Here is a 15,513-nt window from a genome sequence, read left to right on the forward strand (position 1 = left end):
TTCCGGGGCGCGCGAGAGCGCGAACCCGGAATCCGGAGATTGTTGCACAAGATTCCGGGTTCGCCTCTTCGAGGCGCCCCGGAATGACAATCAGGCCGCCCGCATATCGTTGAGGAAGGCGTCGATCTCCCCGCGCAGCATATCGGCCTCGCGCCGCAGCGCGTCCGAAGCGCCCAGCACTTCGGTAGCCGCAGCGCCGGCCTCGGCGGACGCGGTGGAGACGCCGACGATGTTGCTGGAGACCTCGCTGGTGCCGCCGGCGGCATGCTGGATGTTGCGGGCGATTTCGCGCGTGGCGGCGCCCTGCTCCTCGACCGCGGCTGCGATCGTCGTGGTGACGTCGTTGATCTCGCCGATGATCCGGCCGATGCCCTGGATGGCGCCGACCGCGGAGGTCGTGACTGACTGCATGCTGGCGATCTGGGTGCGGATCTCGTCGGTTGCCTTGGCGGTCTGGCTCGCGAGACTCTTCACCTCGGAGGCGACCACCGCGAAGCCGCGGCCGGCCTCGCCGGCGCGCGCCGCCTCGATGGTGGCGTTGAGGGCGAGCAGATTGGTCTGCGAGGCGATGGTCTGGATCAGGTCGACGACGACGCTGATGCGGCTCGCGCTGTCGGCAAGGCTCTGCACCGTGGCGTCGGTCGCTCCCGCTTCGTCGACCGCCTTTTTGGCGATCTCGGCGGAGGTCACGACCTGACGGCTGATCTCCTGGATCGAGGAGGACAGCTGCTCGGTGCCGGCCGACACGGTCTGCACGTTCACCGACGTCTCTTCCGCCGCGGAGGCGACCGCGTTGACCAGCGCGTTGGACTGGTCGGCGGTGTTCGACATGCTCTGCGCGGTCGATTGCATCGAATTGGCCGATTGCGCCAGATTGTCGAGCGCGGAGCGCACCGTGCTTTCGAATTGGGCGATCTTCGCTTCCATGCGCGCGGCCCGTTCGGCCTTGGCGATACGATCCTTGTCCTGCTCGTTGGTCAGCGCGCGGGTCTCGATCATGCTCTCCCGGAACACCTGCAGCGTGTTCGCCATCACGGAGATTTCGTCGTTGTGGTTCTTCGAGCGGTAGATCTCGGTTTCGAGATCGCCGTTGGCGAGCAGCTGCATCGACTGTTGCAAGGCGCCGATCCGGCGCAGGATGTTGCGGCCGACATAGAGCCAGACGAACAGCGCCGAGCCGACCAGCATCAGCGCGCCGAGCGCCAGCATGACTGACGTCGCGAGCGAAATCTCCTGCCGCGCCTGGAAGGTCGAGGCGTTGGTCTCTTTCTGCACGCCGTCGACGAGCTGCTGCACGCTGATGCCGAGGCCGACATTGAGCTTGCGCGTCTCGTCCAGGATGGTCTGGCCGTAATCGATGGAGTCGAGCTCCTTCTCGCGCAGATTGAACACGCCGGTCTTGCCGGTGCCGAGCGCGAGCAGCTTTTCCGCGGTTTCGCGCAGCATCTTGTTGCCCTGATTGTCTGGCAACAGGTCGAGGTTCGATCGCAGGCGTCCCTGCGCCGTCTTGAATTCCTTCTGGATGTCGTCGAGCTTGTCGCTGGTGCTCGCCGAAAGCGCCGCGCTCATGTTGGCGGCGGCGAGATTGCCGCTGGCGACGACGTTGCCGAGCTGACCGACGGTCTGCGCGGCGTCGGTTGCATCCGCGGCGGACAGGTCGGCTGAACCGAGAATGGCATTGACGCGGGTCTGCGCGTCCAGCATCGCCGGGCTGGCTGCCCCGACGAACGCGCCCTGCGCGGTGCGAAGCGCGTCATATTGCTTCTCGTGCAGAGCCGCGATGTCGAGCCGTTCGCGGGCGGCCTTGGTCAGGCTCTGAGCCGCCTCGTTGATGCTCTTCATCGTATCGCTGAGCCCTGAAACGACGCTCTTGTCGCCGCCGAGCTCGATGATCTCGTTGAGCTTCTGCTGCGTCTGCTCCTGCAATTCCCTGAGCTTCTTGGTACGTTCGTTCAGGGCGTCGTCGCTCTGCGCCGCAAGCAGGGCCGGTCCTTGCGCCGCGAGGCTCGCACTCAGCGCCGACAATTGCAGGCTGGCGGAAAGGCGCGGAATGTCCCGTCCGCTCAGTTCAGTCATGCGTCCGCCGAGATTCTGCAGCGCAAGCCCGGCGCCGGCCGCGATCACGAGACCCATGCCCGCGATCAAGATGAAGGCCGCGAACAGGCTGCCGCGCACGCCCCATTTCGGCATTTTGAAACGCGGCTTGAAACGGCCGAGACTGAAACGGATCGCCATCGAAATTCCCCCACGCCCTTGCTTATGTTTTGTGACGGGGAGTATCGGCCAGGGCGGTTAAAAAATCGCAATCGCTGCAATCGGTTGCGCGCGGTCCGCAGAACGAAAAAGAGGGGGCCGGCAGTGTCGCCGGCCCCCCGTCACGATAATGTTTTGCTAACCGATCAGTAGCGCGCGACAGCCGAGCTTGCCCAGTTGAAGCGATAGTTGACGCCCGCCTTGAAGGTATGGTCGTCGGTGGTGAAGGCACCGGTGCCCGCGAGCGGGCCGGCGGTGAAGCTCGCGTCGCCGAAATTGTAGTACTGGTACTCGGCCTTGGCCGACCAATTCGGGGCGAACATGTATTCGAGGCCGGCGCCAACGGTGTAGCCGTTGCGATGATCGCCCGTGATGATGAAGGCGGTCGGCACGCCGCCGACGGTGACCTTCTCGTTGTTGTCCGAATAGGCGTAGCCGCCCTTCACATAGACCAGGCCGGGACCCCAGGTGTAGCCGACGCGGCCGGTGATCGAGCCGAGGCCGCGCTGGTCGTTGGTGTAGGCGATGCCACCCGGGAACACCGCGCCGACGCTGCCGGAGAGCCAGGAATACTGGCCTTCGACGCCGACCACGAAGTTCGGGTTGAACTGCCAGTCCGCACCGACCTGGACGCCGCCGAGGAAGCGGCCGTTGCCGTTGTTGCCGGTGGAGAGGCCGTTGAAATTGTTGTCGCTGGAGAACGCGCCGCCGACATGGGCGCCGAGATAGAAGCCCGTCCAATTGTAGATCGGCGCGGCGTAGGCCGGCGCCGGCGTCTTGTAATAATTGCGGTTGCCGAGATCGGCGCCAACGGCCGGCGCGGACGCGCCCACCACGAGCAGCGCAACAGCCGCAAACAGAATCTTCTTCATCGTCTTGAACTCCAACACGTAAGGTCCCGGCAGGCGCGTTTTCTGCGCTGCATTGGTTTTGCAGATAGCTCGCTTTTGACGAAAATGCTGTCACATCCGTGGCACAGCGACAGCCAACGTAACTTGTTGGGCCGTAAATGATTTTTGTGCTTAATGGCGGCTTAAGAAGTGGTGAAGGAAGGCTTAACGGCGCGCTCTGTCGGTAACTTGCACGCGCCTCGCGTTAACCAAGACGCCGCCGCGCCTCATCGCGCATCTGCGCGCGAAAGGCGGCGCGCTTTGCCGGCCTGTCTTCCTCCCGCACGTCGTGTCGATCGAAGATGTCGAACTTCTCCAGGATCGGATAGCGCTCGCTCGCCATCGCGAGCACGCGCAGTATCCTGGTCCCCTCCGGCGTCGGGCCGCTGACCTCCCAGCGCCGGATGGTGTCGGCCCCGCCTCTCTCCGGCAATCCGCAAAGCTTGGCCATGTCGGCCGCGCTGAGCTTGCGCTCGAGGGCGTCGGAGAGGTCGTTGCGAAGCTGCTTCAGTTCGGCGCCGGTCATGCTTGCGTCCAGGGAAGTCACTGAAAGCAATGCACTAGCGCTGATTCGGGTCCATCCGAAGGCGGCCGAAAGCGCCGCGCTTCGGCACCTCCGTCCGCTCGCGGAGTTATGAAGGCAGACCCCCATGGAAATTTCCCGATCCATGAACACTTGCCATATCGGGGCGCGTAGCGGGCGAAAGGATCAGCCATGAAGACAGTCAGACTTGCCATCGCCGCGCTCGTCAGCACCGGACTGCTTGCCGCGCCTTTCGCGGCTGAAGCAAAAAAGGTCCGGTCGAGCCGGCAATACACCACTGGTGTGGTGGCTCCGACCTATAGCGGAGCCGGTGCGCCGGCCGTGCAACCGAGGGCGTCCTACGGTTCCTCCGGACAGACGGTAGGCACCGTCACGGCGCCGTCGATCGGATCATACAATTGGCCCTCGGTCGGCGTGACCAACTCGGTTCCCACCTGGAGCAACACCACGAGATAGAGAAAGCTTCAGGCAGAGCGGAAGCATTGGCGGATCAGCGTATGCCGCTCGCCGATCCCGAGAGCAGATAAAGCGCGATCAGCAATGTCGCGACCGACAGCATCGTCGTGATCGAGACCGTGGCGGCAACCAGCTTCTCCTCGACCTTGTGTTCATGTGCGAGGACATAGACGGTTTTCGCCGTCGGCACGGCCGCGCAGATGACCGCCGCAACCGTATAGAGAGGGGCGAGGCCGATCATGACGCTAAGTCCGTAGACGATAAGCGGCATGACCACCAGTTTCACCGCCGCGAGCGCAAACGCCACCTTCAGGTTGGACCGCAGGCCCTCGACGGACAGACCGAGCCCGATGGCAAACAGCGCGCATGGCGTGAGCGCGGCGGCGATCATGTTGAGGTAGGCCGCGACCGGTGCCGGAATCGGCAGTCCCGTCACCGCCCACGCGAGGCCGACGAACGTCGACAGCACCATCGGATTGAGCAGGATCTGCTTTGCCCCCGCAGAGTGTGCGGAGGTCGCCTGTGCATCGCGCTTTTCCAGCAGGATCACCGTGATCGGAAACATCACCGCGGCCACGAACACCGTCGCGACGGCCGCAGGCAGGACGGCAGGTTGGCCGTAGATCGCATGCAGGATCGGCAGTGCGACGAATCCGGTGTTGGTCATCGCGGCCGCCATCCCATGGATGGTGCTGCTGGCGAGATCGTGTTTGCCGCCTGCGCGGACCGGCACGAACACGAGCGCGAAGCAGATCAGTGAGCCGCCGCCGAATGCGAGCAGAAAGCGCCATTCCAGGAGATTGCGCGCCGGCTCCTGGGCGATCGTGACGATCAACAGCGCCGGCATCGCCACGTTGTAGGCAAAGTGGACCAGGGCATCGGCAAGCGAGCGGGAGAGATAGCCAAGCTCGCCTGCGAGCCAACCGGTGACGATAATCGCGAAGACCGGAAGAACGAGGCTGGCGACTTCCATCCGGCGTCCCCCTTGCTGCGAATGGCCGCAACGAGAGGTTACTCCGGGGATGGAGTGACGTCACTGGCCAACGTTCAGCGAGCGCAGGCTGAGTGCCGTGTCTCGGACGCGCAGCGAGCCGGGACCCAGGGGCTGCAAGACTCGGCGGTGCCAAGGGCTCCAGCTCTAAATCGCACCATTGGAAGAAGCGCTGCGCTGCGTCCGGCGCACGAGAACGGCTTACTCCGCCGAATCGAGACGCCGGGTTAGATCCCGCGGCCGGCCTGTTGGCCGATCACGCAGCGCCAGGCCGCCAAGCGCTCGGCCGGATGCTGGTTCATCCATTCGGCGAGCTGCGGTGCGCCCATCAGGCAGGACTGCACCGAGATTTGCGCGAAGTCCGACGTGGTGACGATCTGCTCGTGACAATTGGAGGGAGAGGCGAGGCTGCAAAGCACGGCGATGATCTTGATCACGATACGTTACCTCCGTCGCGGCCGATGAACGGACGACCGATCGCCGGCTTTCCCCGGCCCTCGTCCGCCGGATCGGCCGGCGGGAAGATGCTGTCGTAGATCGCGCGCGCTTCCTGGATGAGACGCGTTCGCTCGCGCTCGGACTTCGAGACAAATCGAATAACTTCGCCCATGTTGGCTCCGAATATCAGTGTGAGTCCGTCATGAGATGACGTCGATCATTCAAACGTCATCTATGGTGACGCCTTCAGCTTTGAAGCGGCGGGTCCGGTCACGACCGATAAAAAGCGCGTGACCGCGCCGCGCAATTCCCAGAATCCCGGCGTGTCTCACTTGCCGGGTTGTGGAGCTGCCCACCACGTCACGTTCGTTGTACGGCGCCAGCCGCGACGAGCGAGTATTGGCGTCAACTCAGCCCTTGCCGACATGAGCAAGGATGGTCTCACGAAAGCAAATGCCGCCAGATCGAATAGGTTTCGTCTCGCTCGGCGTGCAAGTTTTTGGAACAATCACGAAGATCAATGAACGAGGACGAACCGTCTCAGGCCGCCGGAGCGTGCTCCTTCCGTCCGGGCACGGCCGCGAGCAATTCGCGCGTATAGGCGTGCTCGGGCGCAGCGAACAGTTGCGCAGTCGGCTTCAGCTCGACGATGGCGCCGCGCTGCATCACCGCGATGCGGTCGCAGATCTGGGCCGCGACGCGCAGATCGTGGGTGATGAACAGCATCGACAAGCCAAGGCGCGCCTTGAGATCTTCCAGCAGCTTCAACACCTGCGCCTGCACCGACACGTCGAGCGCGGAAACGGCCTCATCGGCGACGATGATCTCCGGCTCGAGCGCGAGCGCACGGGCAATGCCGATGCGCTGGCGCTGACCGCCGGAGAATTCATGCGGATAGCGTTCGAGCGCGCCGGCGTCCAAGCCGACCATCTTGAGCAGGTCGCGGGCGCGGTCGAACGCAAGTTTCGGATCGAGGCCGGCTGCGATCGGGCCGTCGGCGATGATGTGGCCGATCTTGCGACGCGGATTGAGCGAGGCGAACGGATCCTGAAAGATCATCTGGATGCGATGGCGCTCGCCGCGCAGCGCCTTGCCGGAAAGCGAGGTCAGGTCGGTCTCGCCGATCCGCACCGTGCCGCGGTCGGCTTTGATCAGCCGCATCACCAGGCGCGCCACGGAGGACTTGCCTGAGCCGGATTCGCCGACCAGGCCGAGCGTCTCGCCTTTCAGAATGCTGAAATTGACCGCGCGGGCCGCATCGACGCGGCGATCCTGGCGGAACCAGCCGCCCGACGTGACATAGGTCTTGTCCAGCCCGATCACCTCGACGGCCTTGGCACGATCGTCTAGCGGCTTTCGCGGCGGCGGATCCATCGAGGGCACGGCCGCTAGCAACGCCTTGGTGTAGTCATGCTGCGGCTCGTTGAACACGGCCGTAGCCGGACCTTCCTCCACGACCTTGCCATGGCGGAGCACCACGACCTGGTCGGCGATATCGGCAACGACGCCGAAATCATGGGTGATGAACATCACCGCCATGTTGCGATCACGCTGGAGGTTACGGATCAGCTTCAGGATCTGGGCCTGCGTGGTGACGTCGAGCGCGGTGGTGGGCTCGTCCGCGACCAGCACCGCGGGCTCGAGCGCGAGCGCCATCGCGATCATGGCTCGCTGGCGCTGGCCGCCGGAGAGCTGGTGCGGATAGGCGCGCACGATGCGTTCGGGATCGGGCAGGCCGACCTCACGTGCCAGCGCCAGCGCCTTGGCGCGCCGCTCCTTCGGCGTGAGCAGACCGTGTGCCTCGAACATCTCCGCCATCTGGTCACCGATCCGCATCAAGGGATTGAGCGCGGTCATCGGCTCCTGGAAGATCATCGCCAGCCGGCGGCCGCGCAGATCGCGCCAGCCATCGTCATCGAGCTTGAGCAGGTCCCGTCCCTCGAACTGGATCTCACCGGAGGCGACCGACACCGTATCCGGCAAAAGGCCCATCAGTGCATGCGCGCACATCGACTTGCCGGAGCCGGACTCGCCGACGACGCAGACGATCTTGCCCGGCTGCAGATCGAGCGAGACGCCGTCGACCGCGAAGGGCCGCTCGGCGCCCTTGGGCAGCGCGATCCGCAAGTTCCTGATGGAGACGGCGGAGGGGGCGGTCATCGTCAGCGGCCCTCCCGTGACAGCCGCGGATTGAGCGCATCGTTGAGGCCTTCGCCGATCAGGTTCAGCCCGAGCACCGAGATCAGGATGGCAATGCCGGGAAACACGGTGATCCACCAGGCCTGCCGGATCACGGTGCGGCCGGCGCCGACCATGTAGCCCCAGGAGATCAGATTGGGATCGCCGAGGCCGAGGAAGGACAGCGAGGATTCAAGCAGGATCGCGGTGGCCACCATCAAGGAGGCCAGGACGATCACGGGCGACAACGCGTTGGGCAGGATCTCGCGCAGGATGATCCAGCTGTTGCTTTGGCCGGTGACCACGGCGGCCTGGACATATTCGCGCGTGCGCAGCGACAGCACCTCGCCGCGCACGAGACGCGCGACCGGCGGCCAGCTCACCACCGCGATCGAGGCGACGATCGAATAGATCGAGGGCTGCAGGATCGCGACCAGCACGATCGCGAGCGCGAAGCTCGGAATGGTCTGGAAGAACTCGGTGAAGCGCATCAGGGCGTCGTCGACCTTGCCGCCGAAATAACCGGCCATGGCACCGATCGGCACGCCCACGATCAGCGCCGCCAGCGTGGAGACGAGGCCGACCAGCAGCGAGACGCGGGCGCCGAAGATCATGCCGGCGAAGATGTCGCGGCCGAGCGCGTCGGTGCCGAGCGGCACGGTCGACAGCGTGAACGGCGGCAGGAAGGGCCGCTGCACCATGCGCCAGGGCGAGTTCGGGAACAGCATCGGTCCGAACACCGCGACCGAGACTGCAACCAGGAGGATGACGAGCCCGATGACGCCGCTCGGGCTCTTCAGCATCGATTTCCAGAACTGTTTCATGCGGCGTATTCGATCCGCGGATCGACCAGGCGATAGACGAGGTCGGTGATGAGGTTGAAGGTGAGGACCATGGCGGAGCAGATCACGAACACGCCGAGCAGCAGATTGTAGTCCCGCTGCAGCAGCGCGTCGTACATCAGCCGCCCGATGCCGGGCCAGGCGAACACGGTCTCGGTGATGACGGCGCCGCCGATCAGCGTGCCGGAATGGACGCCGGCGAGCGTCACCACCGGCAGCAGCGCGTTGCGCAGCACGTGGCGGCGCTGGATCACCGCGTCGGAGAGACCCTTGGCGCGCGCCGTCTTGACGAAATCGAGGCGTTTCACCTCCAGCATCGAGGCGCGCGTCATGCGTGTATAGGTCGCCATGAAGAACAGGCCGAGCGTCATCGCCGGCATGATCAGGTGCTTTGCGACATCGACCGCATGGGCAAGGCCGGTGAGGTTGGCCCCGACCGTCTCGTAACCGAAGCTCGGCAGCCAATCCATCGTGACCGAGAACAAGAGGATGCCCATCAGCGCCACCCAGAAGATCGGCATGGCGTAGAAGATCAGCGCGAAGACGGTGATGGCGGTGTCGAGAAAGGTTCCGGCAAGGCGCGCGGCGAAGGTGCCGAACAGGATGCCGAGCGTGAGCGAGATCGCGAAGGCGGTCAGCGTCAACAACAGCGTCGCCGGCAGCCGCTCGCCGATCAGTTTTGCGACCGGAGCCTGCTGGCGGAAGGAAAAGCCGAGGTCGAGGCTGACGACGCCCTTGACGTAGATGAAGAGCTGCTCGGGCAGCGGCTTGTCGAGCCCGAACTTCTCCCGGAGCTGCTTGACGAAGGCCTGGTCGCTGGCCCCGGCCTCGCCCGCCATCACGATCGCGGGATCGCCAGGCGCCAGGCGGATCAGGAAGAAATTGAGGACGACGATCGCGAGGAGGACGATCACGCCCTTGAGGACACGCTGGGCGACGAAGGAGAGCATCTTACTGGAGATTCATAGAGGGTGACGTAACCTTTAGCCACTGGGGCAGTGCGCTCCCTCGCCCCGCTCTTGCGGGAAGAGGGTTGGGGTGAGGGGCCTCTCTCCGCGCGTGAGAGTGCTGACGGACCTGTACCCCCTCACCCGCCGCGCGCGAGACGATGCTTCGCATTACTCGGGACGCGTCGACCTCTCCCCGCAAGCGGGGAGAGGTGAAAAGAACCGCCGTCACTTGTCGAGCCATGCGTCCTTGAAGCCGTCATTGACCCCGATCCCAGTGGTGATCAGGTTCTTGACCTTGCAGCGCATGATGGTCGGAAATTGCAGCTCGAGCATCCAGGCCACCGGCACGTCCTCGACCAGGATCTTCTGCGCCTTCTCGTAGATCTCCTTGCGCTTGGAATCCGGCGTTGCGACCGCGCCCTCGGCGAACAGCTTGTCGATCTCCGGGTTGGAATAACCCTCGACGTTGTTGAAGACCTGGCCCTTGGCGATGTTGCTGGAGATGTAGTTGCGTCCCACTCCGAGCGCGGGGTCGCCGTACTGGTAGAGATAGGTGAAGGCGATGTCGTAATCCCAGTCGCTGATCTTCTGGTTGCCGCCGGCGACGTCGGTGGCGATCGTCTCGATGGTCATGCCGACATCCTGGAGGTTCTGCTTGACGGCTTCACCCCAGCGCTGCCAGGTCTCGCCATAGGCGAGCGGCAAGAGGCGGATCTTCTCGCCCTTGTAGCCGGCTTCCTTCAGCAGCGCCTTGGCCTTGGCCGGATCGTACGGATATTTCTTCACGTCGTCGGTGTAGTACTTGATGGTCGAGGCGGACGGGCCGGTGGCGACCTTGCCGAGCCCGTTCCAGATCACGTCCTTGGCGAAGTCGCGGTCGATCGCATACATGATCGCCTGCCGCACCCGCTTGTCGGCGAGCGGACCCTGGCGGTTGTTCAGCCACAGCCAGGCCAGCGGCGAGAAGAATTCCCAGCCGGCGCCGGTGACGCAGGTGTCCTTCAGCTTGGACAGCCGCGGCACGTCGAAATTCTCGACCGAGCCGCCAGGCAGCACGTCGACCTTGCCGGTCTCGTACGCCACCGAGCGCGCCGCGGCGTCGGGAATGATCTGCCAGTAGATCTCGTCGAGATAGGGCTTGCCCTTCTCGTGGTAGTTCGGGTTCTTGACCAGGCGGATGAACGAGCCCTTCTGCCATTCCTTGAACATGAACGGGCCGGTGCCGATGGGTGCGTTGTTGTAGGGGTTGGTCTTCCAGTCGGTGCCGTCATAGAGATGCTTCGGCACCATCGGCATCGAGCCGACCTCGAAGATGCCGAGGAACGGGCCGAACGGCTGCTTCAGCGTGAAGACCACCGTATGCTGGTCCGGCGTCTCGATCTTATCGACCTGCGCCAAATTGGTGCGGGCACGGGCATGCGTCTGCTTCAGCATCTCCATCGAGAACAGCACGTCGGCGGCGGTGAAGGGCTTGCCGTCATGCCAGGTCACGCCCTTCTTCAGCTTGAAGGTGTAGGTCTTGGCGTCCTCGCTGACGCTCCAGCTCTCGGCAAGCTCCGGCAGCGGCTCGAGCTTGGGGCTGTAGCGCAAGAGGCCTTCGAAGATGTTGCCCGAGACCATCTGGGTCGGGCCGTTCTGGACCTGCGCAAGCATCAGGCCCGGCGGCTCGGGCTGGATCACGGCATTGATCACGCCTCCCGTTTTCGGCTCTTGTGCCAGCGCAGGGGCCGCAAGGCCGCAAACCAGGAGGAGACCAAGCAACACTCGTTTTGGCATGTCGTAATCTTTCTCAAGCAAGACCAGCCGAAAACGCTTCGCACGCGCCCTCGCGCGCAAAGCGACGGTCGGTCCATCCCAGTCCCCATCCGCCATCGAGGCTCACACAGTCCCGTTCGGCGCGGCAAGATGAAAGTCGCGACAGTGCTCGCACAAAAAATGTACAGCGCGTCCTGTTTTTCCCACCGTGCGACGGCACGGCAGATCGGCCCGCTCCAAGGGATCAGGCGGCCATCAGCCGTGGTGAGAGCATGCCGGGACGGTGCACAAGTCCGCGCCTGCGACCAAAAGCATCAGGCCGTCACCTTGCGCCGGGCGCTCGCCGCAATTCGTCGAGCGCCTCTGCAAGCTGCTCGCGATGCGCGATGTCGTCCTTGGGCAGTGCGGCGACGCTGCCGGCGAGCTCCCGCAGGATGCCGGCCAGCAGGCCGAAGTTGATGTGCAGATGCACCGATTTGCGTTCGTCGGGCGTGCCGGGATGTTGCAGCACCAGCGCGACGCCGTTGCCGTCGAGCTTTGCCTCGAAGCGGGACGAATGCTCGAAGGTGCCGACATAGAACTTGTCGGGATATTCGAGCGCGACCTCTGCCTTGTCGGGAACCGGCTTGGACATGCGAACCTCATTGATGCCCGCGCATTCTCGCCGAGAACAAGCCGGACCGCCTTGCGCCAGGTCAGGGGCGGTCGGCGCCAAATTTGATCCGGATCAAAGCCGGCCCGGCGTTTTTGCGATCGAATGGCAAGTAGCGGGATGCGGGCTGCGCGTCCTGTTCCCTTGAGCCGTGAGACGATCGATGGACATTCGGGCCACGACTATCCCTGCGGATGACGACAGCGGACCTGATGTCGCCGGTCTGGAGGCGGCGCCTGATGCGGGCGTGCAGCACTGCCTGCTATTGCTCGGCAATGCCGGCCTGCGCCCGACACGCCAACGCCTGGCGCTCGGCCGATTGCTGTTCCTGGGCGGCCATCGTCACGTCACCGCGGAAAGTCTCTACGAAGAAGCGATGGCCGCGAACGCGTACCTGTCGCTTGCCACCGTCTACAACACGCTGAACCAGTTCACCGAAGCCGGCCTGTTGCGGCGGATCGCGGCCGACGGCATCAAGTCGTTCTTCGACACCGACACGTCGGTGCATCCGCACTTCTATCTCGAGGGCGAGGACATGCTGGTCGACGTTGCCGAGGGCCTCGCTTTCACCAAAATGCCCGAGGCGCTTCCCGGCCACGAGATCGCGCGGCTCGACGTTATCGTCCATTTGCGCCGGAAGAGAACGTAGCGCTTACCCTCCCCTGGAGGGGCGGGGCAATCGCATATGGACATCACGGGGATTGTCCGCGGGTTTGCTCCGCCTCTCCCGCTTGCGGGAGAGGCCGACGCGCTCGCAGGGCGCGGCGGGTGAGGGCTCTTGCCGCGCAGGGAAATCTTCCGCAATCCTCAACAATCCCGACGCGGAAACACCCTCTCCCCAACCCTCCCCCGCAAGCGGGGGAGGGAGCCCAGTGCCGATGCCGCCGCGCCGTCCGCACCATATGCGATTGCCCTGCCTGGAGGGGGAGGGTCGATCGCGCGCAGCGCGAGCGGGGTGGGGTGATCTCTCCGCACGGGCAGTGTGCAAGGTGGAGAGACCGTCACCCCACCCCGTCTCACATTTCGCTTCGCTCAATGTGAGCCGACCCTCCCCCTCCAGGGGAGGGTAAGAGCAGCGTCGCGCCTTACCGCAACCCGGCCCGGCGAAATCCCTCCAGATAATGCTCGCGATCTCCGTCATTGGCCCACGGCAGCTGCGTCGCGATCCAGTGCAGCGAGATGCCTGGTTGGGTGCGACGGAGCTCTCCGAGTGCCATTTCCGCAAGCGCGCCATCGCCGCTCATGCCGGCGGAGACGGCGAGCACGCGGTAGGCGCCGGTAAGGTCGCCGCGGTGGCGGATCGCCTCGCGTGCCAGCGCGATGGCCTCGCCATAGTGCCGTTCGGTGAAGCGCGCATAGGCGGCGATACCATGATAGATCGCCAACGACGGATCGCGCGGCGACAGCCGGATCGCCTTTTGCGCGGCCTCGAATGAGTCATTCGAGCGTCCGGCATAGGACAGTGCCAGCGCGTAATAGCCCTGCGCCAGCGAGAAGTTCGGATTGAGCGCGAGCGCCTGCTCGAATTCGGACAGCGCGTCTGTCAGCCTGCGGGTCGAGAAGCAGACGCTGCCGAGCGCGGCATGCGCCCAGGCGTCCTCATGGTCGCAGCGCACCGCTTTGAGCGCGGCGGCTTCCGCGGCTGACACAACCGCCGCCAGCTCGGTCCAGCCGAGATGCACGCCGAACATGTCGTTCACGGCCAGCACCGACAGCGCCTGGCCGTAATTCGGATCGATCGCGATCGCCCGCGTGAGCAGCTCCTTCGCGGCCGCGTGGTCCTGCCGGGTCACGCGCCAATAATGCGACAGCGCGCGCATCAGGAGGTCCCAGGCGTCGAGGCTTGCAGGCGGCTTGCGGTGGGCGCGAAAATTCTCCGCCGCGTGAATCTGCGGCTCGATCGCCGCGGCGATCGCGTTGGTGATTTCGTCCTGCACGGCGAAGACGTCGACGAGCTCGCGGTCATAGCGCTCGGCCCAGAGATGGCTGCCCGACACGGCGTCATTGAGCTGCGCGGTGATGCGTACCCGGTTGTCCGCTTTGCGCACGCTGCCTTCGACGATGTAGCGGACGCCGAGCTCCTCGGCGATCTGCCTGAGATGGACCGCGCGTCCCTTGTAGGTGAAGGAGGAGTTGCGGGCGATCACCATGAACCAGCGCTGTTTCGACAACGCGGTGAGGATGTCCTCGCTGATCCCGTCGCCGAAATAGTCCTGCTCGGGATCGCCGCTCATGTTCTCGAAGGCGAGCACCGCGATTGCCGGGCGCTCCGCCACGCGCGGGGGAGCGGGCCTGGATTCCGTCTGCGCGGGCGATGCAGCCGCCTCTTCCCGGACCTCGCCGACGAACCGAAAGCCTTTGCGCGGAATGGTCTTGATCAGGCGCTGGGTCGCGCCGTCGTCGCCCAGCGCCTTGCGCGCGGCGTTGATCCGGCTGTTCAGGGCGGAATCCGATACGATGCGGTCGTTCCAGACTTGGCTGATCAGGTCAGCCTTGCTGACCACACGCGCCCGTTGTGTGACCAGATAAAGCAGCAGATCGAACACTTGCGGCTGCAAAGGAACGGTCTTCCCGTCGCAAGTGAGCTCCCGAAGGTCGGCGTCCAGCACGTTGTTTTCAAAGCGAAATCGCACGTTTTCGTCGTCTCAAGCAAAAATCAAAGTCGTCTCAGGCGAAAATCAATCGTCCGCGAAAGCCGCGGGACCTTCGATCCGGCATGGTGCGAAGACCAAACCGTGTCGATGCCTTGGCACAACGGAGTGTTTCATGACCCAAATTGATCACCAGGTTCATTCCCTCGGCCCGGAGGTTACGGGCTCTCGTATTTTCAAGTTCATCGCCTTTCTGTACGGAATTGCGGCGTATCTCGTGTTTTTCGTCACCATTCTCTATGCGATCGGCTTCGTCATGGGGGTGATGGTGCCCAAGACCATCGATACCGGTGCCGAAGCGCCCGTCGTTCGCGCGGTCGTCATCAATTTGCTGCTGATGTCGCTGTTCGCGGTTCAACACAGCGTGATGGCACGGCGGCAGTTCAAGGATTGGTGGACCCAGTTCGTCCCCAAGCCGGTCGAGCGAAGCACGTACGTGCTGTTCGCGAGCCTGTCACTGCTGCTCCTGTTCTGGCAGTGGCGTCCGTTGCCGTCGGTGATATGGAGCGTCGAGAACCCGGATGTTGCCGTGACACTGGTCACGTTGTCCTTCGCCGGCTGGGTGCTGGTGTTCACCTCGACCTTCATCATCAACCATTTCGAACTGTTCGGACTGCATCAGGTAACGAATCATCTCATCGGCAAGGAGATGCAGCCGCCGCGCTTCAAGACGCCGCTGCTCTACAAGTTCGTCCGCCATCCGATCTATCTCGGTTTCATTATCGCGTTCTGGGCGGCGCCGGTCATGACCGCGGGTCATCTGCTGTTCGCGGCCGTGACCACGCTCTACATCTTCGTCGGCATCGCGCTGGAGGAAAACGATCTCGTCGATCTCTTCGGCGACGAGTACCGGCAATACAAGCAACGCGTCTCCATGCTTATTCCCTGGCGCCGGTCAGTATAGTCTAGGCCA

General features: G+C 64.1%; 15 protein-coding genes. 3 read left to right on the top strand and 12 right to left on the bottom strand.

Translation table 11 applies throughout. The features are described 5' to 3' along the window. Positions 1-90 precede the first annotated feature (90 nt). The 3 genes from HZZ16_RS15205 to HZZ16_RS15215 all read right to left on the bottom strand — a co-directional run bounded on the left by HZZ16_RS15205 (position 91) and on the right by HZZ16_RS15215 (position 3,669). Positions 91-2,235 carry a methyl-accepting chemotaxis protein gene (locus tag HZZ16_RS15205; protein WP_197949239.1) on the bottom strand — a complete coding sequence of 715 codons (2,145 nt, stop codon included), beginning with the start codon at positions 2,233-2,235 and terminating at the stop codon, positions 91-93. Between the two features lie 164 nt (positions 2,236-2,399). Continuing rightward, positions 2,400-3,125 carry an outer membrane protein gene (locus tag HZZ16_RS15210; RefSeq protein WP_197949240.1) on the bottom strand — a complete coding sequence of 242 codons (726 nt, stop codon included), beginning with the start codon at positions 3,123-3,125 and terminating at the stop codon, positions 2,400-2,402. Between the two features lie 223 nt (positions 3,126-3,348). Continuing rightward, on the bottom strand, positions 3,349-3,669 hold the full coding sequence (locus tag HZZ16_RS15215; protein WP_035996689.1) for a hypothetical protein: 321 nt from the start codon (positions 3,667-3,669) through the stop codon (positions 3,349-3,351). A gap of 189 nt (positions 3,670-3,858) precedes the next feature. On the opposite strand from HZZ16_RS15215, the gene HZZ16_RS15220 reads away from it, so the two are divergent. After that, a complete protein-coding gene (locus HZZ16_RS15220) occupies positions 3,859-4,143 on the top strand; it encodes a hypothetical protein (RefSeq protein ID WP_197949241.1) in 285 nt (94 codons plus the stop codon). Between the two features lie 34 nt (positions 4,144-4,177). Here HZZ16_RS15220 and HZZ16_RS15225 read toward each other — a convergent pair whose 3' ends face one another. The 8 genes from HZZ16_RS15225 to HZZ16_RS15260 all read right to left on the bottom strand — a co-directional run bounded on the left by HZZ16_RS15225 (position 4,178) and on the right by HZZ16_RS15260 (position 11,931). Continuing rightward, positions 4,178-5,116, bottom strand: coding sequence for an AEC family transporter (locus HZZ16_RS15225; protein ID WP_197949242.1), 939 nt, complete (start codon positions 5,114-5,116; stop codon positions 4,178-4,180). 245 nt (positions 5,117-5,361) lie between these two features. Beyond that, complete coding sequence (locus HZZ16_RS15230; RefSeq protein WP_197949243.1) at positions 5,362-5,571, bottom strand: hypothetical protein; 210 nt, start codon at positions 5,569-5,571, stop codon at positions 5,362-5,364. Further along, complete coding sequence (locus tag HZZ16_RS15235) at positions 5,568-5,744, bottom strand: hypothetical protein (RefSeq protein ID WP_197949244.1); 177 nt, start codon at positions 5,742-5,744, stop codon at positions 5,568-5,570. Before HZZ16_RS15235 ends, HZZ16_RS15230 begins: the two co-directional genes overlap by 4 nt. Before the next feature lie 368 nt (positions 5,745-6,112). After that, positions 6,113-7,732: an ABC transporter ATP-binding protein gene (locus HZZ16_RS15240; protein WP_197949245.1), complete on the bottom strand. Its 1,620-nt coding sequence runs from the start codon at positions 7,730-7,732 to the stop codon at positions 6,113-6,115. Between the two features lie 2 nt (positions 7,733-7,734). Further along, entirely contained in the window at positions 7,735-8,574 is an 840-nt protein-coding gene (locus HZZ16_RS15245; RefSeq protein WP_197949246.1) for an ABC transporter permease, read from the bottom strand. After that, on the bottom strand, positions 8,571-9,542 hold the full coding sequence (locus HZZ16_RS15250; protein WP_197949247.1) for an ABC transporter permease: 972 nt from the start codon (positions 9,540-9,542) through the stop codon (positions 8,571-8,573). Before HZZ16_RS15250 ends, HZZ16_RS15245 begins: the two co-directional genes overlap by 4 nt. A gap of 225 nt (positions 9,543-9,767) precedes the next feature. Next, positions 9,768-11,318 (bottom strand): ABC transporter substrate-binding protein, encoded by a 1,551-nt coding sequence (locus tag HZZ16_RS15255; RefSeq protein WP_197949248.1) that lies wholly within the window; start codon positions 11,316-11,318, stop codon positions 9,768-9,770. 301 nt (positions 11,319-11,619) lie between these two features. Continuing rightward, positions 11,620-11,931 (bottom strand): hypothetical protein, encoded by a 312-nt coding sequence (locus tag HZZ16_RS15260; RefSeq protein ID WP_197949249.1) that lies wholly within the window; start codon positions 11,929-11,931, stop codon positions 11,620-11,622. Between the two features lie 181 nt (positions 11,932-12,112). Here HZZ16_RS15260 and irr point away from each other — a divergent pair, with 181 nt between their 5' ends. Further along, positions 12,113-12,598, top strand: coding sequence for a Fur family transcriptional regulator Irr (gene irr, locus HZZ16_RS15265; protein ID WP_246510128.1), 486 nt, complete (start codon positions 12,113-12,115; stop codon positions 12,596-12,598). Positions 12,599-13,034: 436 nt separating this feature from the next. On the opposite strand, the gene HZZ16_RS15270 is transcribed toward irr, so the two are convergent. Beyond that, positions 13,035-14,582 (bottom strand): winged helix-turn-helix domain-containing tetratricopeptide repeat protein, encoded by a 1,548-nt coding sequence (locus HZZ16_RS15270; RefSeq protein WP_197949250.1) that lies wholly within the window; start codon positions 14,580-14,582, stop codon positions 13,035-13,037. Between the two features lie 133 nt (positions 14,583-14,715). Here HZZ16_RS15270 and mddA point away from each other — a divergent pair, with 133 nt between their 5' ends. Continuing rightward, positions 14,716-15,504, top strand: coding sequence for a methanethiol S-methyltransferase (gene mddA, locus HZZ16_RS15275; RefSeq protein ID WP_197949251.1), 789 nt, complete (start codon positions 14,716-14,718; stop codon positions 15,502-15,504). Positions 15,505-15,513: the final 9 nt, after the last annotated feature.

This window comes from Bradyrhizobium glycinis (assembly GCF_016031655.1).
Lineage (GTDB): Bacteria > Pseudomonadota > Alphaproteobacteria > Rhizobiales > Xanthobacteraceae > Bradyrhizobium > Bradyrhizobium glycinis.